The sequence below is a fragment of the Bacillus pretiosus genome, assembly GCF_051294775.1.
Classification (GTDB): domain Bacteria; phylum Bacillota; class Bacilli; order Bacillales; family Bacillaceae_G; genus Bacillus_A; species Bacillus_A wiedmannii.
The window spans coordinates 807,465-833,173 of the sequence record NZ_JBPPHF010000001.1; the positions used below are offsets into that span (position 1 = coordinate 807,465).

The 25,709-nt window shown below is 35.3% G+C and carries 19 protein-coding genes; 15 read left to right on the top strand and 4 right to left on the bottom strand.

The window, feature by feature from the left end:
- Positions 1 to 7 precede the first annotated feature (7 nt).
- Both ACSG5Z_RS04115 and ACSG5Z_RS04120 read left to right on the top strand, forming a co-directional pair.
- Positions 8 to 1,165 (top strand): exonuclease SbcCD subunit D, encoded by a 1,158-nt coding sequence (locus ACSG5Z_RS04115; RefSeq protein ID WP_060488683.1) that lies wholly within the window; start codon positions 8 to 10, stop codon positions 1,163 to 1,165.
- Positions 1,162 to 4,251: an AAA family ATPase gene (locus ACSG5Z_RS04120; RefSeq protein WP_435710723.1), complete on the top strand. Its 3,090-nt coding sequence runs from the start codon at positions 1,162 to 1,164 to the stop codon at positions 4,249 to 4,251. Before ACSG5Z_RS04115 ends, ACSG5Z_RS04120 begins: the two co-directional genes overlap by 4 nt.
- 123 nt (positions 4,252 to 4,374) lie before the next feature.
- Here ACSG5Z_RS04120 and ACSG5Z_RS04125 read toward each other — a convergent pair whose 3' ends face one another.
- Positions 4,375 to 4,548 (bottom strand): hypothetical protein, encoded by a 174-nt coding sequence (locus ACSG5Z_RS04125; protein ID WP_001142749.1) that lies wholly within the window; start codon positions 4,546 to 4,548, stop codon positions 4,375 to 4,377.
- Between the two features lie 330 nt (positions 4,549 to 4,878).
- Here ACSG5Z_RS04125 and ACSG5Z_RS04130 point away from each other — a divergent pair, with 330 nt between their 5' ends.
- Positions 4,879 to 5,178 (top strand): ArsR/SmtB family transcription factor, encoded by a 300-nt coding sequence (locus ACSG5Z_RS04130; RefSeq protein WP_000214798.1) that lies wholly within the window; start codon positions 4,879 to 4,881, stop codon positions 5,176 to 5,178.
- Between the two features lie 58 nt (positions 5,179 to 5,236).
- Here the strand turns inward: ACSG5Z_RS04130 and ACSG5Z_RS04135 are convergent, their stop codons facing one another.
- The gene (locus ACSG5Z_RS04135; RefSeq protein ID WP_000646791.1) at positions 5,237 to 5,422 is read right to left on the bottom strand and encodes a YkvS family protein; all 186 of its coding nucleotides are present in this window, start codon (positions 5,420 to 5,422) and stop codon (positions 5,237 to 5,239) included.
- 478 nt (positions 5,423 to 5,900) lie between these two features.
- Between ACSG5Z_RS04135 and ACSG5Z_RS04140 the strand changes: the two genes are divergently transcribed.
- From ACSG5Z_RS04140 to ACSG5Z_RS04185, 10 genes are all read left to right on the top strand, one after another.
- Positions 5,901 to 7,103, top strand: a complete 1,203-nt coding sequence (locus ACSG5Z_RS04140; protein ID WP_048546673.1) for an L-lactate MFS transporter — start codon at positions 5,901 to 5,903, stop codon at positions 7,101 to 7,103.
- Positions 7,104 to 7,748: 645 nt separating this feature from the next.
- Positions 7,749 to 8,534, top strand: coding sequence for a 2,3-dihydro-2,3-dihydroxybenzoate dehydrogenase (gene dhbA / locus ACSG5Z_RS04145; protein ID WP_435710724.1), 786 nt, complete (start codon positions 7,749 to 7,751; stop codon positions 8,532 to 8,534).
- A gap of 26 nt (positions 8,535 to 8,560) precedes the next feature.
- The gene (dhbC, locus tag ACSG5Z_RS04150) at positions 8,561 to 9,760 is read left to right on the top strand and encodes an isochorismate synthase DhbC (protein WP_435710725.1); all 1,200 of its coding nucleotides are present in this window, start codon (positions 8,561 to 8,563) and stop codon (positions 9,758 to 9,760) included.
- A gap of 12 nt (positions 9,761 to 9,772) precedes the next feature.
- Positions 9,773 to 11,389 (top strand): (2,3-dihydroxybenzoyl)adenylate synthase, encoded by a 1,617-nt coding sequence (locus tag ACSG5Z_RS04155; protein ID WP_435710726.1) that lies wholly within the window; start codon positions 9,773 to 9,775, stop codon positions 11,387 to 11,389.
- A gap of 29 nt (positions 11,390 to 11,418) precedes the next feature.
- On the top strand, positions 11,419 to 12,312 hold the full coding sequence (locus ACSG5Z_RS04160; protein ID WP_435710727.1) for an isochorismatase family protein: 894 nt from the start codon (positions 11,419 to 11,421) through the stop codon (positions 12,310 to 12,312).
- Positions 12,313 to 12,345: 33 nt separating this feature from the next.
- Positions 12,346 to 19,503 carry a non-ribosomal peptide synthetase gene (locus ACSG5Z_RS04165; RefSeq protein WP_435710728.1) on the top strand — a complete coding sequence of 2,386 codons (7,158 nt, stop codon included), beginning with the start codon at positions 12,346 to 12,348 and terminating at the stop codon, positions 19,501 to 19,503.
- Positions 19,500 to 19,724, top strand: a complete 225-nt coding sequence (locus tag ACSG5Z_RS04170) for an MbtH family protein (protein WP_088081794.1) — start codon at positions 19,500 to 19,502, stop codon at positions 19,722 to 19,724. The genes ACSG5Z_RS04165 and ACSG5Z_RS04170 overlap by 4 nt, the downstream gene beginning before the upstream one ends.
- Positions 19,724 to 21,163, top strand: a complete 1,440-nt coding sequence (locus tag ACSG5Z_RS04175; RefSeq protein ID WP_435710729.1) for an MDR family MFS transporter — start codon at positions 19,724 to 19,726, stop codon at positions 21,161 to 21,163. The genes ACSG5Z_RS04170 and ACSG5Z_RS04175 overlap by 1 nt, the downstream gene beginning before the upstream one ends.
- Before the next feature lie 64 nt (positions 21,164 to 21,227).
- Complete coding sequence (gene sfp, locus ACSG5Z_RS04180) at positions 21,228 to 21,977, top strand: 4'-phosphopantetheinyl transferase Sfp (protein WP_435710730.1); 750 nt, start codon at positions 21,228 to 21,230, stop codon at positions 21,975 to 21,977.
- Positions 21,978 to 22,012: 35 nt separating this feature from the next.
- Positions 22,013 to 22,555: a hypothetical protein gene (locus ACSG5Z_RS04185; RefSeq protein WP_046955745.1), complete on the top strand. Its 543-nt coding sequence runs from the start codon at positions 22,013 to 22,015 to the stop codon at positions 22,553 to 22,555.
- A gap of 39 nt (positions 22,556 to 22,594) precedes the next feature.
- Here the strand turns inward: ACSG5Z_RS04185 and hbs are convergent, their stop codons facing one another.
- A complete protein-coding gene (gene hbs / locus ACSG5Z_RS04190) occupies positions 22,595 to 22,867 on the bottom strand; it encodes a non-specific DNA-binding protein Hbs (RefSeq protein WP_001043960.1) in 273 nt (90 codons plus the stop codon).
- Positions 22,868 to 23,071: 204 nt separating this feature from the next.
- Here hbs and ACSG5Z_RS04195 point away from each other — a divergent pair, with 204 nt between their 5' ends.
- Positions 23,072 to 23,839 carry a DUF3891 family protein gene (locus ACSG5Z_RS04195; protein WP_435710731.1) on the top strand — a complete coding sequence of 256 codons (768 nt, stop codon included), beginning with the start codon at positions 23,072 to 23,074 and terminating at the stop codon, positions 23,837 to 23,839.
- Positions 23,840 to 23,853: 14 nt separating this feature from the next.
- Complete coding sequence (locus tag ACSG5Z_RS04200) at positions 23,854 to 24,378, top strand: DinB family protein (RefSeq protein ID WP_435710732.1); 525 nt, start codon at positions 23,854 to 23,856, stop codon at positions 24,376 to 24,378.
- A gap of 99 nt (positions 24,379 to 24,477) precedes the next feature.
- Here the strand turns inward: ACSG5Z_RS04200 and ACSG5Z_RS04205 are convergent, their stop codons facing one another.
- Positions 24,478 to 25,671, bottom strand: coding sequence for a S8 family peptidase (locus tag ACSG5Z_RS04205; RefSeq protein WP_435710733.1), 1,194 nt, complete (start codon positions 25,669 to 25,671; stop codon positions 24,478 to 24,480).
- Between the last annotated feature and the right edge of the window lie 38 nt (positions 25,672 to 25,709).

Consider the following 25,709-nt stretch of genomic DNA (forward strand, 5'->3'; position numbering starts at 1 on the left):
GGAAACTATGAAGTTATTTCATACAGCGGATTGGCATTTAGGAAAGCTCGTTCATGGCGTGTATATGACTGAAGATCAAAAGATTGTATTAGATCAGTTTGTACAAGCTGTTGAAGAAGAAAAACCAGATGCCGTAATTATTGCAGGGGATTTATATGACCGAGCAATTCCACCTACGGAAGCAGTAGACTTATTAAATGATGTTTTACAAAAAATAGTCATTGATTTACAAACACCAGTTATTGCGGTTGCAGGAAACCATGATAGTCCAGATCGTATTCATTTTGGAAGTAGTTTAATGAAGAAACAAGGATTATTTATTGTGGGACAATTTCAATTTCCATATGAGCCAATTATATTAAATGATGAATATGGCGAGGTTCACTTCCATCTCGTTCCATATGCGGATCCAAGCATAGTTAGACATGTTTTGAAAAACGAAGATGTACGTTCTCATGATGATGCGATGCGTATTTTTATGAATGAGCTTTCTGAAACAATGGATAAAGAAGCGAGACACGTATTTGTTGGTCATGCATTTGTAACTTCTGCGGGAGAAGCGGAAGAGAATACAAGTGATGCAGAACGACCACTTTCAATTGGTGGTGCTGAATACGTAAATAGTCATTATTTTGATAAGTTTCATTACACAGCGCTTGGACATTTACATCAAGCGCATTTTGTACGTAATGAGACAATTCGATATTCAGGTTCTCCACTTGCATATTCTATTTCTGAAGAAAAACATAAAAAAGGATATTATATTGTGGAACTGGACGAGCAAGGTGAAGCAACAATTGAAAAAAGGTTACTTGCACCACGTCGTAAAATGCGAACAGTAGAAGCGAAAATAGATGAATTATTACAACATCCAGTAAGTGAAGATTATGTGTTTGTAAAATTATTAGATGAAAATCCTGTCTTGCAGCCAATGGAAAAAATACGATCTGTATATCCAAATGCAATGCATGTTGAAAGATCTATTCAAAGACGAGAGTTCACAGAGTCAAATGAAGTAACTGTTTCAAGACATAAAACGGATGATTTATCGTTATTAAAGGCTTTTTATAAAGAAATGAAAGGCTTAGATTTATCAGAAGAGAAAGAACGTCTATTTGTAGAAGTACTACAAACAGTGCAAGAACGGGAAGGTGAACGAGGATGAGACCGATTCAACTAATTATGACAGCATTTGGGCCATATAAACAGAAAGAAGTAATCGATTTTAATGATCTTGGAGATCATCGTATTTTCGCCATTTCTGGGAATACAGGAGCTGGAAAGACAACGATTTTTGATGCGATTTGTTATGTGTTATATGGTGAGGCAAGCGGAGAAGAACGTAGTGATACGAGCATGCTTCGCAGTCAATTTGCTGATGATAATATGTATACAAGTGTAGAACTAACCTTTCAGTTAAAAGGGAAACGTTATGAAATAAAACGACAACTTGGACATAAAAAACAAGGGAACAAGACAATTACGGGACATGCAGTAGAACTATATGAAGTGATTGATGAAGAGAATGTTCCAGCTGTTGATCGTTTCCATGTAACGGATGTAAATAAAAAAGTGGAAGATTTAATTGGTTTAAGTAAACATCAATTTAGCCAAATTGTTATGTTACCACAAGGGGAATTCCGAAAACTATTAACATCTGAGACAGAAAACAAAGAAGAAATTTTACGTCGTATTTTTAAAACGGATCGTTATAAGTTAATGCGTGAGTTACTTGATCAAAAACGAAAACAATGGAAAGACGTTTTACAAGAAAAACAGAAAGAGCGAGAGCTATACTTCCGAAATGTTTTCAAATTACCAATCCGCGATGGAGCATTATTAGAGACATTGGTGGAACAAGAACATGTAAACACGCATCAAGTAGTAGAAGCATTAGAACAAGAAACAGATGTGTATAAGGCAGAGGTGGAGCAATTACAAGTAGAACAAGATGTTCAAACGAAGCAATTAAAGGATGCTGAAACACGTTTTCATGCAGCGAAATCCATAAATGAGAAATTTATAGATTTACAACAAAAGAATGAGAAATATAACACTTTACAAGAAAATCGTACCGTTATTGAAATGAAAGAAAAATCTATTAAACGTGCGGAAGAGGCGAAGCGCTTATTACCATTTGAACAATGGTACGAAGAAGCAATGCAAAATGAGCAGAAGGCTGAAAGTTTATTAAAACAAATAATCGCTAAAAAAGAAAATGTAACGAAAAGCTTTGAACTTGCTCAGGAGAAATATGAAGCGGTAAAGAATAAAGAACCTGAGAGAGAAAATGCAAAAAAACTTGTTCAAAGATTAGAAGAGTTACAACCGATTATTGCATCATTAGCTGAGAAACAGTTGAATTTACAAAATGCAGAAATTCAAATAGGGAAATTAAAAGAAAGTATGCAAAACTTAGATCGACAATTAGATGAGCATACAAATCAAAAACAGCTAATGTCTGATGAATTACAGCAATTAGAACGAGCACTTGAGCAATATGTAGCTAAAGTAGAAGAACTAACGAATATGCGAGAAGATGCCAAAGTTTTAAAGCAAGCATATGATGTTTGGCAAGAAAAGCAAAAATTCGAGAAAGAAAAAGAAGCGGCATATAATAAGATGCGATTGGCAGTTAACGCATATGAAAATATGGAACGTCGCTGGTTAAGTGAACAAGCTGGTATATTAGCTCTTCATCTACATGATGGCGAATCTTGTCCAGTATGTGGTAGTACGAACCATCCGAAAAAAGCTACAGAGCAAAGTAATGCGATCGATGAAAAAGAGTTAAATGATTTAAGAGAAAAGAAAAATGTTGCTGAAAAATTACATGTTCAATTAGAGGAGAAATGGAATTTCTATCACCTACAATATGAACAGGTAATAGAGGAGGTTAAGAAGCGAGGCTATCGCTCAGAGGAATTAGTTGAAACATACAGTGCACTTGTTCAAAAAGGAAAACAATTAGCAACTGAAGTAAATACGCTAAAAGCAAGTGAAGAAACGCGTAAGCAAACTGCTGTGAATATAAAGAGTGTAGAAGAAAAAGTAGATGCACTTCAGAAACAAAAGCGTGAGGTAGAAACAGTACAGCACCGTACAGAAATGGAGTGTATGCAGCTTCGTACGTCATATGAACATGATAAGAAAAATATTCCTGAAAACTTACAAACAGTCCAAGCTTGGAAAGTCCAGTTTGACCAAGCTATGCATGAACTCAAATTAATGGAGGACGAATGGAAGAAAGTGCAGGAAGCGTATCAACATTGGCAAAATGAAAATATACGTATTCAAGCAGAACAGGAAAGTGCTTCTAATCAATTTGAAAGTACAAAATTGAAGAAAGAAGAGACGTTTACGCGCTTTATGAAAGAGCTTGAGCAGAGCGGATTTACCGATCAAATTACGTATAAAGAAGCTAAATTAAGTGATGCTGAGATGGATATGTTACAAAAAGAAATTCAAAGCTATTATTCATCTCTTGAAGTACTTGCAAAACAAATTGAAGAGTTACGTGCTGAATTAAAAGATAAAGAGTATATGGATATTACAGCTTTAGGTGAACATATAAAAGATTTAGAAATCAATCTTGATATCATTAAAGAAAAACGTCAACGTGCGCAAAATGCGGTAACATATATTTCTGATTTACATGAAAATATTAGGCGTATTGATGAACAAATTCATGAGGAAGAAAAAGCTTTCCAGGAACTTGTTGACTTATATGAAGTAATGAAAGGCGATAACGAAAGCCGTATATCATTTGAACGTTACATCTTAATTGAGTATTTAGAACAAATTGTTCAAATTGCAAACGAACGTTTACGTAAATTATCAAATGGACAATTTTATTTAAAACGAAGTGAACGAGTTGAAAAGAGAAATCGTCAAAGTGGATTAGGCTTAGATGTATACGACGCATATACTGGCCAAACACGCGATGTAAAAACATTATCTGGTGGCGAGAAATTTAATGCATCACTTTGTTTAGCGCTCGGAATGGCAGACGTCATTCAAGCGTATGAAGGCGGTATTTCCATCGAAACGATGTTTATCGACGAAGGTTTTGGTTCATTAGATGAGGAGTCATTAACAAAAGCAGTAGACGCCTTAATTGACTTACAAAAATCAGGCCGATTTATCGGTGTCATTTCACACGTTCAAGAGCTGAAAAACGCAATGCCGGCTGTATTAGAAGTAACGAAGCAGAAGGATGGGTGTAGTCAGACGAGGTTTGTGGTGAAGTAAGTTCAAGTGTAATTCATACTTAAAGCATTCTTTGTGGGTTTCTAGTATAGAACTTATGATAAAACAAATGCCATCTCTTAATAGAGGTGGCATTTGTTTGTTATTCAATATAAAACAATTCACCTACGAGTTATCTGGAGAAGGCGGTGTATTTTCCAAACGATTATAAGCTTTAAAAGCCGAAATTGCCGATATAACACCACCTACTAAAAATAAAGCTGATCCACTGACTAATATGATACGACTGACATATGTTTCACGAGCTTCTTCAACTTCTTCTTGTAACATTGTTGGCATTTGAAATCCCCCTAAACAACATTTATTTTGTAGATAGTATATACAAACGCCTAAAATATGTTAAAATCACTGGATAGTGTTAGGAGGGAGTATATAGTTAGATGTGAATTGTTTGAAAAATCTTCATTATAAATATATGCTAACTTCACATAGAGCACATATTAACATTGTATTATGTATATGTACCAAATAAATAAAGTGAATTGTATTTCGTTCTGTTTTTAAAAATTTAAAATTCTATTATTTTTATATAAAGGTTTCACATCGGAGTTTTAAATATTTTGGAAATAGATCTAAATAAGAGGAATTCATATAAAAGGGGAATGTCTTATGACAACATATACGAGTGAAATGAGAAAAAGTTTAGTTTCAGAAGAAGATGTAGATATTTTGAAAATTATGGCGCACCCAATCCGATTACAAATTGTAAATGAATTAAGTACGAGAAAAACTTGTAATGTAACACAATTAACAGAATTACTAAATATTCCACAATCGACTGTTTCGCAACATTTATCAAAAATGAAAGGTAAAGTGTTACGAGCTGAGAGAAGAGGTTTAGAAATTTATTATCATATTAATAATTTAAAAGCGAGTAAGATTGTAAGTGTTTTAGGATATATAAACTAATGAAGTATTTTCATATAAAATAGCCCCTGCTGGTGAGCAGGGGCTATTTTTTGTTGTTTTATGTATTCGTATTTAAAATTTTATAGTTTTTATGATTTACAATCGTTCGATCAAATTCAAAAGTACCACCGCTTACATTTGTAATTTCAACTAAGACCGATTCAGTATAAAGTTTTAATACAGATCCTGTAATCTTTAAATTATTTCGTTGAAAAAGTATAGTATCCCCTACGTTTGCTTTCATAGTACCTCCTCATTAAAGACAGAAATATTTTTTATTATATATATTAAACCACGTATAGATATATTAGTGAATATTTAGTTTTGTTTATCAATAAAATATTTTTTATTTTATAAAGAATAAAGTACACTATAGTGTAAAAATAGTTTTTTTGTTGTATAGGAAAATCGAATTTTTGTAATCTAGCCATCATATAACTTGAGACATAATTTTTATAAAAGAAGATGATAAAACAGCTGTAAGTCGTATGGATGCAAAACATAATAATAACTATTTACGTATTTAATAATTCGTTTTTTGTATTTCGTCCTTCGTTTTCTGTAACTGATTCCATATTTTTGACGCTCTATCTTGTAAGTGCTTACATAAACAGAAACATCTTATACAATGAAGGTGTTAAATCAAATGAGGTGGCCAATATGAACATAAAAAAAGAAAATTTAGCGAATAGCATTGAAATAGAAAGAGGAGGCGGAAAGGTATGAAAAAATCAAATGTTAATCCATGGCTTGTTGTCCTTGGTACAGTCATAGTACAAATGGGACTTGGAACGATTTATACATGGAGTTTATTTAATCAGCCTTTAGTTAGTAAATACGGTTGGAGTCTTAACGCAGTTGCTATAACTTTCTCAATTACTAGTCTTTCCTTAGCGTTTTCGACTTTATTTGCGAGTAAATTGCAAGAAAAATGGGGACTTCGTAAACTTATTATGATAGCTGGACTAGCATTAGGACTAGGATTAATACTTAGTTCACAAGCTTCCTCATTAATATTGCTTTATGTACTAGCAGGGGTTGTTGTAGGTTATGCAGATGGTACAGCATATATCACTTCACTATCCAATTTAATAAAGTGGTTTCCAAAGCGTAAAGGTTTAATTGCTGGTATTTCTGTCTCTGCATATGGTTCAGGTAGCTTAATCTTTAAATATGTTAACGCACAGTTAATTGAATCAGTTGGCGTATCACAAGCGTTTATATACTGGGGTTTAATTGTTACAGCTATGATTGTAATTGGCGCTTGTTTAATCCATCAAGCTGCAGATCAAGGAGCAGTTCATGAAACAAAAACTCAGGAATATACAACGAAAGAAATGTTAGGCACAAAACAAGTATACTTATTATTTATTATGTTATTTACATCATGTATGAGTGGCTTATACTTAATTGGTATGGTAAAAGACATTGGTGTTCAACTTGTAGGGCTTAGCGCAGCGACAGCAGCTAATGCGGTGGCTATGGTTGCAATCTTCAATACATTAGGTCGTATTATTTTAGGACCGTTATCAGATAAAATCGGCCGTTTAAAAATCGTTACTGGTACATTTGTTGTTATGGCAGCTTCAGTCTTGGTTTTAAGTTTCGTAGATTTAAATTATGGTATCTACTTCGTATGTGTAGCAAGCGTAGCGTTTTGCTTTGGTGGAAATATCACTATTTTCCCAGCTATCGTTGGTGATTTCTACGGTATGAAAAACCATAGTAAGAACTACGGAATTGTGTATCAAGGATTTGGATTTGGAGCACTTGCAGGTTCCTTTATCGGTGCACTTCTAGGTGGATTCAAACCAACCTTCATGGTGATCGGTGTATTATGTGTCGTATCATTTGTTATCGCAATTTTAATTCAAGCACCTAAGCAGAAAAAAGAACAAGAAGAAGAGTATAGCAGCGTAGCATAAGTATATAAATCTTCTATCACACTATAAATACGAAAAAGCATCCTATTAAATAGGGTGCTTTTTTTATGAATGATTGCAAGGAGGTTATATAATCTTTGGGATTTTCGAGACAAAAAAGCGAGTGAAATACCCAATTGGATTATATTGGAATATTAAAAAATGATACATTATATCCGAAATACGTATTAAATCTTAAAATATAAACAAGACATACATCAATAATTGCAAGATATATTTTCTCGGTATTTTCAGAAAAATGTTGAGAAAATATATACTTGAGTTTTTGATAAGGCTTTGTAAATGAAGGTATCTACAGTTAGTCTTCTACAAGTTTAAAAAGAGGAGTATGAATTAAATGTGTAATGTAAGTACTTATTAATGCTTTTAGATGTAATTGTATTGAGAATCATTAAAATATTTTATCTGAAAAATAAAAATAGGTTGACAAGTTCATTGAGAAAGATTATCGTTTAGGTGTAAGAATGTTAAATGAAAAACATTATCAATGAATAATATTTTGATGAAAAGTACACTTGACCAATTAGTTTAGTAAGTGTATTATTTTTAACATCATCAGTGATAATGAAAATCGTTATCATTAATGATGTTAAACTGGATTAATTTTTATATGAAAGGATAGAGGAAATGAACATAGGGGAATTTGATGGGAAAACGGTTTTAGTAACTGGTGCAGCGCAAGGTATAGGTAGTGTTGTAGCAAACATGTTTTTAGAAAGAGGAGCTACAGTTATTGGGGCTGATCAAACTGAAGAGGGGTTAAACGTACTCTTAAATCAAAATGAATTAAATGAAACACGTGTGAAAACGTTTCGTTTAGATGTGAGTGATAGTGCCGCTGTTGAAGAAGTAGTAGAACGGATTGAAAATGATATAGCACCAATAGATATATTAGTAAATGTTGCAGGGGTTTTACGTATGGGAGCGATTCACTCTTTAAGTGATGAAGATTGGAATAAAACATTCTCTGTAAATTCTACAGGAGTTTTCTATATGTGCCGAGCAGTAAGTAAATATATGATGCAAAGAAAGTCAGGGGCAATTGTTACAGTTGGCTCAAATGCGGCAAATACTCCGAGAATGGAGATGGCTGCGTATGTTGCATCAAAAGCTGCAACGACGATGTTTATGAAATGTTTAGGGTTAGAACTTGCAGCATACAATATTCGCTGTAACTTAGTTTCTCCAGGTTCTACTGAAACTGAAATGCAAAGATTATTATGGGCTGATGAGAATGAAGCTGAAAATATAATTGCTGGTTCTCAAAATACATATAGACTCGGTATTCCGTTACAAAAAATTGCACAACCTTCAGAAATTGCTGAAGCAGTATTGTTTTTAGCCTCTGATAAAGCGAGTCATATTACAATGCACAATTTATGTGTCGATGGCGGAGCTACATTAGGAGTTTAATAAAAAATTCAGGAGGTTTTAATACTATGAATGAACTTATAGCCGTAAAGGAACTATCGGAAAAATTATTAGAAGATTATAAAACTGAATCTTCGTTCTTTTTCGCTTCACCAACTCGAACGATATTGACAGAAGGAGAGTTTACTACAGTAAAACATCATGAAATTGAAAGTTTTACAGAACTTGTACAAGCGGTATTACGTAATGCAAAACAAGCTGGAAATCCGAATCCTATCGTTGTTGGTGCTTTGCCTTTTGATCGTAGAAAAGAAGTTCAACTTATCGTACCAGAACATAGTAGAATTACTGAGCGTTTACAGTTAGAGACAACAAATGAGATAAAACGAAATGAGAAACTGGCATTTGAAATGACGCCTGTACCAGATCCTGAAGTTTATATGAATGGTGTAAAGCAAGGGATTAAAAAAATACAGGACGGCGATTTAAAGAAAATCGTTCTATCCAGATCATTAGATGTTGAATCTTCCGAAAAGATTGATAAGCAAAAACTTCTTCGAGAATTAGCAGAGCATAATAAGCGTGGTTATACATTTGCTGTGAATTTACCGGAAGATGAAAACGAGAGTAATAAAACATTAATTGGAGCAAGTCCTGAATTACTCGTTTCACGTAATGGTATGCAAGTTATTTCTAATCCGTTAGCTGGTTCAAGACCACGTAGTGATGATCCAGTAGAAGATAAGAGAAGAGCAGAGGAATTACTTTCTTCTCCGAAAGATTTACATGAACATGCGGTAGTAGTGGAAGCGGTTGCTGCTGCGCTTCGTCCATACTGTCATACATTACATGTTCCGGAAAAACCATCCGTTATTCATAGTGAAGCGATGTGGCATTTGTCTACTGAAGTGAAAGGTGAACTAAAGGATCCGAATACTACTTCTTTGGAATTAGCAATTGTTCTTCATCCTACGCCAGCAGTTTGCGGAACACCGATGGAAGAAGCGAGAGAGGCAATTCAAAAAATTGAACCATTTGACCGTGAATTCTTTACAGGAATGCTAGGATGGAGCGATTTAAATGGAGATGGTGAATGGATTGTTACAATTCGCTGTGCTGAAGTGCAAGAAAATACACTTCGTTTATATGCAGGAGCGGGAGTTGTTGCTGAGTCAAAACCAGAAGATGAGTTAGCAGAAACATCAGCTAAGTTCCAAACAATGCTGAAGGCTCTAGGGTTAAGTGATAATTCGCTGAATGAAAAATAGGGGGAAGAAAGAATGTTAGCAGGTTTCACGGAATGGCCAGAAGAATTTGCAAATCGTTATCGAGAAGAAGGATGTTGGCTTGGAGAAACATTTGGTTCGTTGTTAAGAGAACGTGCTGAAAAGCATGGAGATGAAATTGCAGTTGTAAGTGGTAATACGCATATAACGTATAGTGAGCTTGATAAAAAAGTAGATTGCTTAGCTTCAGGTTTACTGAATTTAGGAATAAAGCAAGAGGACCGAGTTGTAATACAGTTACCCAACATTATCGAGTTTTTCGAAATATGCTTTGCGCTATTTCGAATTGGAGCACTTCCTGTTTTTGCACTACCTTCACATCGAAGCAGTGAAATTAGTTATTTTTGTGAGTTTGGTGAGGCGAGTGCTTACGTTATTTCAGATAAGGCTCTCGGCTTTGATTATCGAAAACTAGCAAGAGAAGTGAAAGAGAAAGTACCAACTTTACAACATGTAATTGTAGTGGGAGAAGAAGAAGAGTTTGTGAACATAAGTGATCTGTATATAGATCCCGTTCTATTACCAGAAGTTCAGCCAAGTGATGTTGCGTTTCTCCAATTATCAGGAGGGACAACAGGACTTTCTAAATTAATTCCTAGAACACACGATGACTATATTTATAGTTTACGTGTTAGCGCTGAAATTTGTAATTTAAATGCAGAAAGTGTCTATATGGCAGTTCTTCCAGTAGCACACAATTACCCGATGAGTTCTCCAGGGACATTTGGAACTTTCTATGCGGGTGGAAAAGTAGTGTTAGCAACTGGAGGGAGTCCAGATGAGGCATTTGCTCTTATAGAAAAAGAAAAAGTAACGATTACAGCGCTCGTTCCACCATTAGCAATGATTTGGCTTGATGCTGCATCTTCCCGTAATAACGATTTATCGAGCCTAGAAGTGATTCAAGTAGGTGGTGCGAAATTTAGTGCCGAAGTTGCAAAGCGTATTCGCCCTACATTTGGATGTACGTTACAGCAAGTGTTTGGTATGGCAGAAGGGTTAGTAAATTACACGAGATTAAATGATCCGGAAGAAATCATTATTCATACACAAGGTAGACCGATGTCTACATTCGATGAAGTACGGGTTGTTGATGAAAATGATAACGATGTAAAACATGGTGAAGTAGGTAGTTTATTAACAAGAGGGCCCTATACAATTCGTGGCTATTATAAAGCAGAAGAGCATAATGCACGATCATTTACAAAGGATGGATTTTATCGCACAGGTGATCTTGTAAAAGTAAATGAACAAGGTTACATCATTGTAGAAGGAAGAGATAAAGATCAAATTAACCGTGGTGGCGAGAAAGTTGCTGCGGAAGAAGTTGAAAATCATTTATTAGCACATGATGCAGTTCATGATGTAGCCATCGTATCAATGCCTGATGATTATTTAGGAGAACGTACTTGTGCGTTTGTAATAGCTCGTGGACAAGCTCCGACAGTAAGTGAATTAAAAATGTTTTTAAGAGAACGGGGTATAGCGGCTTATAAGATTCCAGATCGAATTGAATTTATTGATTCATTCCCGCAAACAGGTGTTGGAAAGGTAAGCAAAAAAGAGTTACGTAAAGTCATTACGGAAAAACTTATTACGGTAAAGCGATAAAAAAATAAAAATTGGAAGGAAGTGATTAGATGGCTATCCCAGCTATTTCAGTATACAAAATGCCAGTTGAATCAGAACTACCAAAAAATAAAGTGAACTGGACGCCAGATCCGAAACGTGCGGTTCTTTTAATCCATGACATGCAAGAATATTTTCTTGATGCATATAGCGATAAAGAATCACCAAAAGTAGAACTCATTTCAAATATTAAGGTAATAAGAGAAAAATGTAAGGAACTTGGTATACCAGTTGTTTATACAGCACAACCAGGTGGACAAACGTTAGAACAACGTGGATTATTACAAGACTTCTGGGGTGACGGTATTCCTGCTGGACCAGATAAAAAGAAAATTGTCGATGAACTTACTCCTAATGAAGATGATATATTCTTAACAAAATGGAGATATAGTGCATTTAAAAAGACAAATCTATTAGAAATTTTAAATGAACAGGGAAGAGATCAACTTATTATTTGCGGTATTTATGCGCATATCGGCTGCCTTTTAACAGCTTGCGAAGCATTTATGGATGGTATAGAACCATTTTTTGTAGCAGATGCAGTTGCTGATTTTTCAATAGACCATCATAAACAAGCATTGGAGTATGCATCTAATAGATGTGCAGTAACGACATCAACAAACTTACTGTTAAAAGATTTACAAAGTGTAAAAAGTGATGAGAGTGAAGGAATCACTTTACAGGAAGTGCATGAACTAGTTGCACAACTACTTCGTGAGCCAGTAGAGAGTATTGATATTGATGAGGACTTACTAAATAGAGGACTTGATTCGGTCAGAATTATGAGTTTAGTAGAGATGTGGCGTCGCGAAGGGAAAGAAATAACTTTTGCAGATTTAGCAGAACGTCCAACTGTTTCCGATTGGTACAGTTTACTATCTTCACAGACAGCACAGGTGCTGTAACAAATAGACTACATAATAAAGGGGTAGTAAAGAATGCCTAATAGTCAAAAGGTTCGTCATTCGTTATCATCTGCGCAGACTGGTATGTGGTTTGCACAGCAATTAGATCCGCTTAATCCGATTTATAATACTGGGGAATATGTTGAAATAAACGGAAATATTAATCAAGAAATTTTCGAATTAGCAGTACGTAAAGTTGTAACAGAAGCAGAAGCGCTACATGTTCGCTTCGAAGAGGATGAAATTGGTCCATGGCAAGTTATTGAAGAATTACAGTTTCATATGCATTTTATTGACGTTCGTAAAGAAGAAAATCCTGAAGAAGCTGCTAAAGTATGGATGAAAAATGATTTATCTATGCCAGTCGATTTGAAAAGAGATACTTTATTTACTGAAGCACTTATTCAAGTTGAAAATAATCGTTTCTTTTGGTATCAGCGCATCCATCACATTGTGATGGATGGCTATGGATTTTCACTTCTAAGCCAAAAGGTAGCGAAAGAGTATACATCACTTATAGAAGAAACGAGAAAGAATGAAAAGCCATTTGGTTCTCTTGCAAAAATTGTACAAGAAGATATGGAGTATCGTGAGTCTAAACAATTTCAGGAAGATCGTACTTTTTGGTTAGAAAAGTTTGCAGATGAACCGGATGTCATAAGTTTAGCAGAACGAGCGCCGAGAACATCAAATGGATTTTTACGAGAAACAGCTTATTTATCCAGTTCTAGCACGAAAACTTTACTAGAAGATATCAATGTTTCTTTAACAAATTGGCCGGAATTTATTGTAGCTGTAACAAGTATTTACATGCATAAATTAACAGGTGCAAATGATATTGTTTTAGGTTTACCAATGATGGGGCGTCTCGGTTCTGCATCTATTTATACACCGAGCATGGTAATGAATTTAGTACCACTTCGTATTACAGTAACTCCAAATATAACTCTTGCGGAATGCATACAGCAAGTTTCTAAAGAGATTCGAGAAGTACGTCGTCATCATAAATATCGTCATGAGGAATTAAGAAGAGACTTAAAGTTACTAGGTGAAAATCAAAGGTTATTCGGGCCGTTAGTGAATGTGATGCCTTTTGATTACGGGCTTAATTTTGCTGGGAATCGTGGTATTACACATAATTTATCAGCAGGACCTGTCGATGATTTATCGATAAATGTTTATAAACGTTTCGATGAAAATGAGCTAATGATTCATTTTGATGCGAACCCGGAGGTATATAGTGATTCGGAACTAGCATTGCATAAAGAGAGATTTATGAATGTATTAGAATTAGTGATAAATGATTATCAAAAAGACGTGTCGATTGGAAATATAAACATTACTCTTCCAGAAGAAAATCATAAAGTTTTATTCGAATGGAATGAAACTAAGGAAGCTGAGGATTTAATCACTCTACCTTTATTATTTGAAAAACAAGTACAAAAAAATCCAAATAAAATAGCGGTTACGTGTAACGGAGTAGACCTTACGTATAAAGAGCTAAATGAACGGGCGAATGAACTAGCGCACTATTTAGTAGAAGAAGGAATAGGGCCAAATCAGTCTGTAGCTTTAGTATTTCCAAGGTCAATAGAAATGGTAGTTAGTATGCTAGCAGTTTTAAAGGCTGGTGCAGCGTATTTACCGATAGATCCAGAATATCCAGCTGAGCGAATAAATTATATAGTAAATGATGCAAAACCAATTTATATCATCACACATTCATCTGTTTCATCTACTTTAGTTATAGAAAATGATATAAAAAAAATCGAATTAGATCGAGAAGAAACAGAACTAGCATTAAAAGCATATTCTCATAGGAATCTACCATTTAGAAATGATGATTCATTTTTAAAGCCTGCGTATACAATTTACACTTCAGGCTCAACCGGAAATCCAAAAGGTGTAATTGTTCCTATGAAAGCTTTAAGTAACTTTCTATTGGCTATGGACGATATGTTTTCACTAAATGAGAACGATCATTTAGTAGCGGTTACAACATTTGCGTTTGATATTTCTGCTCTAGAGATTTATTTACCTCTTATTAGTGGTGCAAGTTTAACAATTGCACAAAAAGAGGTAATTCAAGAGCCTTCTGCGTTAACGGCACTGTTACAAGAAGAAAGAGTGACAGTTATGCAAGCTACACCGACGTTATGGCAGGCGTTAGTAACTGAATATCCAGAAAGGCTACAAGGGCTAAATGTGCTCGTTGGTGGTGAAGCTCTTCCAGCCCATTTAGCAAATATATTAAAAGAATTAGGTTGCTCTATTACAAACTTATATGGACCAACTGAAACGACTATTTGGTCTACTGTCATGAACATTAATGAAAATGAAATTGGTATACCTCCTATTGGAAAGCCAATTTGGAGTACAGACGTGTATGTATTAGATGCAGGTTTACAACCAGTACCACCTGGATTAATTGGTGAATTATATATTGCAGGGGAAGGGCTTGCGAACGGATATTTAGGAAAACCAGAGTTAACGGCTGAACGGTTTGTTGCAGATCCTTATGGAAAACCAGGGAAGCGCATGTACCGCACAGGTGATCTTGTGAAATGGCGTAACGATGGTGTGTTAGAGTACATGAGCCGCGCAGATCATCAAATTAAAATTCGTGGTTTCCGAATTGAATTAGCTGAAATTGAAATGGTATTACAACGACATGAATATATTCAACAAGTGGTAGTAATGGTACGGGAAGATCGCCCAAATGATAAACGAATCATTGCGTATATCGTTGCCGAAGGGAATGAAGGGATTAACCTTTCAGAAATTCGTTCTTATGTTTCAGAAAGTTTAGCGAATTATATGGTGCCATCGGCATTTGTTGTGCTAGAAGAATTACCATTAACGCCAAATGGTAAGGTTGATAGAAAGAAATTACCTGCTCCTGATTTTAATGAAATGAACAAGGAGAGAGTTGCTAGAAATCCGAAAGAAGAAATATTATGTGATTTATTTGCAGAAGTACTTGGTGTTTCTCGCATTAGCATTGATGATAATTTCTTTGAAATGGGTGGCCATTCGCTTCTTGCATCTCGTCTAATGGCAAGAATTCGTGAAACGTTAAGTGTTGAATTAGGAATAGGAAAACTATTTGAATCGCCAACCGTTGCTGAACTGGCGAAACAATTGGATCAAGCAAAAACTGCAAGACCAGCTATTAAGAAAGTAAGTAGACCAAATGAAGTTCCACTTTCATTTGCACAGCGCAGGTTATGGTTCTTAAATTGTTTAGAAGGTCCAAGTCCTACTTATAATATTCCATTAGTCGTTCGTATTTCTGGAAAGTTGAACGAGGAAGCATTGCAAGGTGCCTTTTATGATGTAGTTGAGAAACATGAAACGCTTAGAACGATTTTCCCTAACGTATTAGGTAGTTCCTATCAGAAAATTTTAGATATGGAAAATTTAAATTTAGAAATGATAATAACAAAAACATGTAAAGATGAATTAGAAAGTGTGCTTGTAGAGGCGGTAAGATATAGTTTTAACCTTGATGTTGAACCAGCAGTTCGTCTGCAACTATTTACAGTGAATGAAAACGAACATGTATTACTAATTCTATTGCACCATATTGTAGGGGATGGCTGGTCATTACAACCGTTAACGAGAGATTTTACAGCGGCATATAAAGCACGATGTCAAGGTAACAGAGTTCAGCTAGAGACACTTCCAGTTCAATACGCAGATTATGCACTTTGGCAACAACAACTGCTCGGTAATGAAACTACACCAGAAAGTCTTATTTCAACACAATTAGATTTTTGGAAGAAAGAGTTAGAAGGTTTACCAGATAAAATAGAGTTACCTACAGATTACCAGCGTCCAATTGAAATGAGTTATCACGGAGAAACAATTCATTTTCAAATAGATGCGGGTATGCATAGTAGGTTAGTAGAGCTTGCACGGAAAAACGGAGTTAGTTTGTTTATGGTGTTGCAAGCAGGACTTAGTGCGCTATTTACAAGATTAGGTGCAGGTACTGATATACCAATTGGTAGTCCGATTGCTGGAAGAAATGAAGATGCACTCTCTGACATAGTCGGTTTATTTGTAAATACATTAGTGTTACGTACAAATACATCAGGAGATCCAAGCTTTAAAGAATTATTGAATAGAGTGAAGCAATCAAATCTTGCAGCTTATGAAAATCAAGATGTTCCATTTGAACGACTCGTTGAAGTGTTAAATCCAGTACGTACTCGAAATAGTCATCCGCTGTTTCAAGTTATGTTAGCTTTCCAAAATACGCCAGAAGCAACGTTTGATGCTCCGGATATAGAAGCGAACCTTGAAATTCAAAGCGTTGGTTCTGCGAAGTTTGATCTAACATTTGAAATTAGCGAGAGTAACGGAGTTGATGGTACTCCAGATGGCTTAAACGGGTTACTAGAATTTAGTACGGATTTATATACACGTGAAACAGTTCAAAAATTAGTTGAACGATTTATTTTGTTATTAGATGATGCAGCGAAACATCCGGATCAATCAATTGGCACATTAGAAATATTAACTTTAGCAGAGAAAAATACAGTGTTAGAAAAGTGGAATGGTGGTTTTCAAATTGTACCAGAAATGACATTGCCACAATTATTTGAAAAGCAGGCTCATATAAATCCAAACTCTATTGCTGTCGTCTTTGAAGATGAAAAGTTAACTTATGAAGAGTTGAATAAAAAAGCGAATAAAATAGCTCGATTGCTAATAGCAAAAGGAGTAGGCCCTGATCAACTCGTTGCTTTAGCGATGCCGAGATCTTTAAATATGGTTGTAAGCTTACTAGCTGTTCTGAAAGCTGGTGCGGGATACCTTCCGTTAGATCCGGATTATCCGTCAGATCGTATTTTATTTATGCTCCACGATGCGAAACCATCATGTGTTTTAACAAATTCAGATGTGGAAATTGAATGTGATGAGGAACTGAAAATTTTAGTTGATGATGTGAAAGTAATAGGGGAAATTGAGAAATATAGTGAAGACAATATTGATGAAATGGAGCGCATGAAGCAGTTATCTCCTTCGCACATTGCGTATGTTATTTATACATCAGGCTCAACTGGTAGACCGAAAGGCGTTATGATACCTCATCAAAATGTAGTAAGACTTTTAGGAGCAACTGATCATTGGTTCCTATTTGACGAGAACGATGTATGGACAATGTTTCATTCATATGCTTTTGATTTCTCGGTTTGGGAAATTTGGGGACCTTTATTATATGGTGGGCGTTTAGTCGTAGTACCACATACTGTAAGTCGCTCGCCGAAAGAATTTTTACAACTTCTTGTTAAAGAAAAGGTAACTGTTTTAAACCAAACTCCATCAGCGTTCTATCAATTGATGCAAGCAGATCGTGAAAATGAAGAAATTGGCCAAAAATTATCTTTACGATATGTTGTTTTTGGAGGAGAAGCACTTGAGCTAAGTCGATTAGAAGATTGGTATTGTCGACATTCTCATAACGCACCAAAACTTATTAATATGTACGGTATTACGGAGACGACAGTACATGTTAGTTATATTGAATTAGATGAAACAATCGTCTCTTTACGAGCAAACAGTTTAATTGGGTGTAGTATACCTGATCTTAAAGTGTATGTGTTAGACAACTATTTACAACCGGTGCCACCTGGAGTAGTTGGAGAAATGTATGTTGCAGGTGCAGGGCTTGCTCGTGGATATTTAGGAAGAGCAGGCTTAACTGCAGAACGTTTTATTGCAGATCCATTTGGTAAGCCAGGTACAAGAATGTATCGTACTGGGGACTTAGCACGTTGGCGTCAAGATGGGACGCTAGATTATATAGGACGTGCAGATCATCAAATAAAAATTCGTGGATTCCGAATTGAATTAGGGGAAATAGAAGCGGTAATAATGAAACATCCTAAAGTTGAGCAAGTAGCCGTTATTGTACGGGAAGATCAACCAGGGGATAAACGGTTAGTTTCTTATATCGTCGCATCAAATAATGAAATGATTGATACGAATGAAATGCGTAAGTATGCTGGAGGTAGTTTACCAGATTACATGGTTCCATACGCTTTTGTAGTAGTAAATGAGTTGCCTTTAACTCCAAACGGTAAATTAGATAGAAAGGTATTGCCGGCTCCAGAATTTATCGCATCATCTTCTAGTCGTGGACCAAGAACACCGCAAGAAGAAATGTTATGTGACCTGTTTACAGAAATTTTAAGTGTGCCGCAAATTGGAATTGATGACGGATTCTTTGATCTAGGTGGCCATTCACTTCTTGCAGTGCAGCTTATGAGTCGTATTAAAGAAGCACTTGGGGTTGAACTAAATATCGGAACTTTATTTGCAGCACCTACTGTTGCGGGTCTTGCTGAAAGACTTGAAGTGGGAAATGGACAAAGTGCACTTGATGTGTTGCTTCCATTACGAGCAAGCGGAGACCAATTACCACTATTTTGTGTACACCCAGCAGGTGGATTAAGTTGGTGCTATGCAGGACTTATGAAATCTTTAGGAACAGATTATCCAATCTACGGTGTCCAAGCACGTGGTATTGCTAAAAATGAAGAACTTCCAAAAAGTTTAGAGGAGATGGCGGCGGATTATTTAAAACACGTTCGTGAAGTACAGCCTCACGGACCATATCGTTTACTCGGTTGGTCGCTCGGAGGAAATGTTGTGCATGCAATGGCGGCGCAACTGCAAAATGAAGGGGAAGAAGTAGAATTACTCGTTATGCTGGATTCTTATCCAGGTCACTTCTTACCGAATACGGAAGCACCTACTGAAGAAGAAGCGTTAATCGCATTACTTGCTTTAGGTGGATACGATCCAGATAACATGGATGGTAAACCACTTACGATGGAAAGTGCAGTAGAAATACTTCGTAAAGATGGAAGTGCATTAGCAAGTCTTGAAGAAGAGACGATTTTAAATTTGAAAGAAACATATGTAAATTCGGTAGGATTGTTAGGGAAATATGTACCGAAAGTTTATAACGGAGATATTTTATTCTTTAGATCTACTGTTATACCAGACTGGTTTGATCCTATCTCTCCAAATACGTGGCTAAATTATTTAGATGGGCAAATTGTGCAACACGATATTGATTGTAGACATAAAGATTTATGTCAACCAGGACCACTTACAGAGATTGGACAAGTATTAGCGAAATATTTGCAGGATAAGAAAGGGGTAAGTACAGTATGACGAATCCGTTTGAAAATGATAATTACACATATAAAGTACTAAAAAATGAGGAGGGCCAGTATTCTCTCTGGCCTGTCTTTCTTGATGTACCTATTGGTTGGAATGTCGTACATGAAGAGGCTAGTAGGAATGATTGTTTACAATATGTTGAAAATAACTGGAAAGATTTGAATCCGAAAAGTAATCATGTTGGCGAAAAAATATTAGTAGGAAAACGATAATGAAGGAAAAAATAAATCCAAAAGTAGTTGTAAGTATCGTATATATAACAGCGATGTTTATGGCTGCGATGGATGCAACGATTGTGAATGTAGCACTCCAAACGATAAGTAAAGAACTACAAGTGCCTCCATCTGCAATGGGGACGGTTAATGTTGGGTATTTAGTTAGCTTAGCTGTTTTCCTTCCGATTTCTGGTTGGTTAGGAGATCGCTTCGGTACGAAAAGAGTATTTCTAACCGCTCTTTTCGTATTTACAACTGCGTCTGCATTATGTGGAATAGCGAATGATATTACTTCATTGAATCTTTTTCGCATCATGCAAGGTGCTGGCGGGGGGCTTTTAACACCAGTTGGGATGGCGATGTTATTCCGAACATTTTCACCAGAGGAAAGGCCGAAAATTTCACGGTTTATTGTGTTGCCAATTGCTGTAGCACCGGCAGTAGGACCAATTATTGGCGGTTTTTTTGTAGATCAAATGTCTTGGCGCTGGGCATTTTATATTAATTTACCGTTCGGAATCGTAGCATTACTATTCGGTCTACTATTTTTAAAAGAGCATATTGAAAAATCAGCTGGTCGCTTTGATTCTCTCGGTTTTGTTCTTTCAGCACCAGGATTCGCGATGCTTATCTATGCACTTAGTCAAGGGCCGTCAAAAGGCTGGGCTTCAGAGATTATAAGTACTGGAATAGCTGGGATTGTATTCATTACATTGTTTATCATTGTAGAACTTAGAGTAAAGCAACCGATGTTAGATTTACGCTTATTAAAAGAACCAGTCTTTAGAAAAATGAGTCTTATTTCATTGTTTTCATCCGCTGGTTTACTAGGAATGTTATTTGTTTTTCCACTTATGTATCAAAATGTAATAGGGGTTTCCGCATTGGAATCAGGTCTTACGACATTCCCAGAGGCGATTGGGTTAATGATATCGTCACAGATTGTGCCATGGTCATATAAGAAACTAGGAGCTCGAAAGGTAATTTCTATTGGATTAATTTGTACGGCGATTATCTTTGTTTTATTAAGTTTTGTAAATCACGATACGAACCCATGGCAAATTCGGGCATTATTGTTTGGTATCGGTATTTTCTTAGGTCAGTCTGTTGGAGCAGTTCAATTTTCTGCATTTAATAATATCACGCCACCTTCTATGGGGAGAGCTACGACTATATTTAATGTGCAAAATCGATTAGGTTCAGCGATAGGAGTTGCAGTTTTAGCTAGTATACTAGCCGGTTTTGGAAATAATAGTGTACAAAATAATGCTCAGTCAGATTTCTTACCATATCAAGCTGCGTTAATTGGATCAGCAATATTTTTACTCGTAGCATTACTATTTTCTTTACGTATTTCTGATAAAGAGGTAGTGGCAAAGAAGAAGAAAAAGCCGTTACCTATATTACAAAAAGAAAAAGAAGTTGTAAACGAATAAGTTATAGAATAATAATATTCTTTTGAAATAAAATGATATTGTTTTTTAGAAGGAGAGAGTTTACATGATAGAGAGTAAAGTTGTAGATTCTGTACCAACTCTTAATGAGAATAGTTGTCAAATATGGTGGGCAAGAATTTCAGATTTACAATCATGGCATTACAATTTACTAAATGATGTTGAACGAGAGAAAGCAAATTCATATCATCATTCGGCAGATCGTGCACGATTTATAATAGGTTGTGTAATTAGTAGATTAGTTCTTGGAAAGATCCTTTCTATGTCGCCAGTTCAAGTACCGATTAATCGAATGTGCCCTGTATGTAAGTTACAACATGGTAGACCACAATTACCAGAAGGAATGCCGCAAATATCTGTTTCACATTCGGGTGAGTGGGTTGTTGTTGCATTTACAAAGTCTGCACCTGTAGGCGTTGATGTTGAACAAATGAATCCAAATGTAGATGTTAAGAAAATGGCAGAGGGTGTATTAACAGACATTGAAATAGCACAAGTTATGAAGTTACCTAATGAACAGAAAATAGAAGGTTTTTTAACATATTGGACTCGAAAAGAAGCGGTACTAAAAGCGACAGGTGAAGGACTAATGATTCCACCAGTAGGTATTACTGTATCAGCTCCAAATGATCCTCCAAATTTGTTAGTTTTTAAGGATAGGCAAGAGTTAGTAGAAAATACAATGATGGAGGATATAAGGCCAAGTGCAGATTATATGGCTTCAATTGCAATATTTAGTAAAGAAGTAACTGAAATTACACAGTTAGACGCAGTAGCGCTTTTAAATTATAAATAAGTTAAATAAAAAATCTTATAGAAGAGGTGTTCCTCATGTTAGTAGCGGAAAATAGAACAAATGAATTCACTTATAATGTACAAGCAATTAAAAATATTTTATTTTCTGGAGATACATCATCTATTCATGCTTTAGAAAAGCTTTTGAATGATACAGTTCAGTTTGAAATTCTCGAACAAGAGGTACTTGATAGACAGTACATCCCGAAAGAAGCAAAGAATTTCTTTGATAAAAACGGAACATTTCTTTACCGTGTATCCAATGTTAGTTATAAAGGAAAAGTGTTATCTGAGAATCTAATTTTTGCGGACACTTCGTTTTTACCAAATACAATTAAGAGTGAATTAGAGAGTGGGAATATTCCAGTTGAAAAAATTATAGAAAAGATGGAAGTAAGAAGAAACGTATTATACGAAGGATATCAGCCATCTGGGAATATTATTGAATTGTTTGATGGATGCTCTGTTACGGCGAATGTGTATCCAACTAGAAAATATCAAATTGTAAGTAATTGCAAATGCATATTTTATATTTGTGAAGTATATCATGCAGAGAATATAAAAAATCTGCTTAAATAGAAAATAAGAAACCAGCCTATAAAATGGCTGGTTTCTTATTTATTTCACAGCTTCTTTTAACTCTTTACCAGCTTTAAATGCTGGAACTTTACCAGCAGCGATTTGAATTTCTTCGCCAGTTTGTGGATTACGTCCTGTACGAGCAGATCTTTCGCGCACTTCAAACGTTCCAAAGCCGATTAATTGAACTTTATCGCCAGATTGTAATGCAGTAGCAATTGTGTCAAATACGGATTGTACCGCTGCAGAAGCTTCCTTTTGAGAAATATCAGCGGATTGTGCCACGTTTTTAACTAATTCTGTTTTGTTCATGTTTTCACCTCATAAAAAGTTTTTTAGAATGAATGTTTTAGTATAATGGATAGTATAGAGAAAGCTATTTATATGGTTAGAAAGAATACTATATAGTTATGTTAATTTCGTTGTAAGAAACTGAATCCCTGCTAATAATTAGGGATTAATTAAGAATTGATGTATAGAAAATGCTGTAATATGAGGATGAGGGGGAGTATATGAATGATTTTTCGTGAAAAGAATGAGAAAGAAAGTATATTAATTCGTCAACATGATCATGGTTTTTTAGCTGGAGAGATTGCAAAGCATATAAAAGAAGATTTTTTTGAAGATGAAACATACTTAAAAGAGACAATTGATGCAATTTATGAGCATGATAGAGGATGGATAGAACTTGATAAAGTACCAATATTGAATGATGCTAAAAATATTCCATATACATTTATGGATTGTCCAAGTTCATTGCGTTTTGTTTTTTATACGATTGGTTTGAATGAAATTGAAGATTCGAATCCATACGGAGCATTACTTTGTAGTAAACATTTTTTATCATTTTCATTAAATGACGAAGACGAAGAAATGATGTCTTTTTATAAACATGAATTGAAACGACAAAAAAGAATTTTGAAAACGTTAACGAAAGAACAATTTACGATGTTCGATAAACATTACAGATTATTAAAGTTTTGCGATGAACTTTCTTTATATGTGTGTATGAATAAACCTGGCGTAGAAAAGGAAGATGAAATTGATTTGTTTAAAGGTGGTTTTGAAGGAACGGAAATGTTTAATAGTAAGGTGGAGAAACCTATTCAAGCTGAATGGGTGGACGAGGAAACAATACGGATTACACCGTTTCCATTTCAAACGGAATTTCATACGTATGTAAAATATAAAACTATAAATAAACATGTAGTTGAAGAAAAAGGGATTGCAAAAGCTGATAGAGAATCGGAAATGGAGAAACAAAACATTCGTTTCGTACAATAAGGAGGCGATTTAGATTGAAAGAGTACATGTTAAAACAGTTTGATTACCATGATTGGGCTAATACGCGATTATTCAATCGATTAAAAGAGTTACCAAGCTATGAGACAATCTTTAGCGAAAAGATACAGAGTGTATTTCCATCAATTAAGGATACTTTTGCGCATATTTATATTACAGATCAAGTGTGGTTACACATATTGCATGGTAAAAGTATGAATGAAGCAATACAAGACCGAGAAAATTTACGAAAACAAATCGAAACTAAATCGTTACATGAATTAGAAAAAATGTTTAAAAACATGGCAAATCAATATAAAGACTTTTTAATTATAATACAAGACGTGAATGCTGTATTTGTTATCGAAAATCCATATGCAGGGAAATTAGAAACTTCAATTTTAGAGTTAGTACAACATGTCGTAAATCATGGTACATATCATAGAGGAAATATAACAGCGATGATCCGTCAACTCGGTCATTCGTCGACAATGACGGATTTTGTACTGTATTTACATATGGTGCAGAAGGAGGGGGAGTAATATAGTTTGTAAGAAGGAGAGCCTTTAATTGTAAAAGTCTCTCCTTCTATTTTATTCCGCACTAATGGCAGATCACTGATTAAAGTTTTACATTATTTCTTAAGAGGCTTTATTTTCTTGTAATTGTTTAGCATATTGTATAGCTTTATATGCATTGACTCTACCATTTTTCCAATACGTACCTGTACCACTAATTTTATCAGACGTTGACTCAATAATTTGGCGGATTTGTGTATTGCTATATCCTTGATTTGCTAAAAGAGCAGCGACTCCTGCAACATGAGGTGTTGCCATAGATGTACCACTTAATGATTGATACGTGCTTCCTTTATATGTGGAATATATATTTGAACCTGGTGCTGCAACATCTACCCAGTTACCATAAGTAGAAAATGAAGATTTTCTATCTGATTGATCTGTAGAAGCAACTGCAATCACCTCGTTGTAATAAGCAGGATAATTAGCTTTTGTATTTCCAGCATTTCCAGCAGCTGAAACAATAACAGAGCCTTTATTCCATGCATATTGAACGGCTTGTTGTAAAGCAGTCCCACCATTTGGAGCGCCTAAGCTTAAGCTAATTACTTTTGCACCTGAATCAGCAGCTTCTCTAATCCCTTGCGCTACAGCATCAAGAGTACCACTTCCTTGATTATCTAATACGCGGATGGCATAAATTGAAGTTTGTGGGGCAACACCAGCAATTCCAACACTATTATTCGTAAGTGCTCCAGTAATTCCAGCGCAATGCGTACCATGACCATTACCATCATCAGATGTATTGTCGTTGTCAACATAATCATGTCCGTAAATTACTTTCGAAGCTAAATCAGGGTGTGAACCTTGAACTCCTGTATCAATAATAGCTACTTTTACACCAGGATCACTTCGTTGACTATCCCAAGCTTGTGGAACTTGAATTTTTTGCAATCCATATTGATTTTTAAAATATGGGTCGTTCGGAGTCCAAAAGGCGTGAACGTAATAATTCGGTTCTGCATATTCCACATCTGGATTATTTTTATAACTTTTTATTTTTTCTTTGACAGTACCTTTTGAAAATTGAACGACTTCAAAACCTAACGTATCATCTTTAGATAAAACGTTAGCACCGACAGATTTGTGAAAAGATTGAACATTACTTAAAGAGGCATTTTGTTTGAACTTAACGATTAATTGGTTAGGGACGTAATCAGTAGATGATGTTTCAGCACTTGAAGTATTTGTGTTAAAAAAGAAACCACCAATAATAAATGATAAAACAGATAGGAAAACAATGATTTTGTTTTTCAAAAGATTTTCCCTCCCTTTTCTTGGATGAGTTTTTCGGC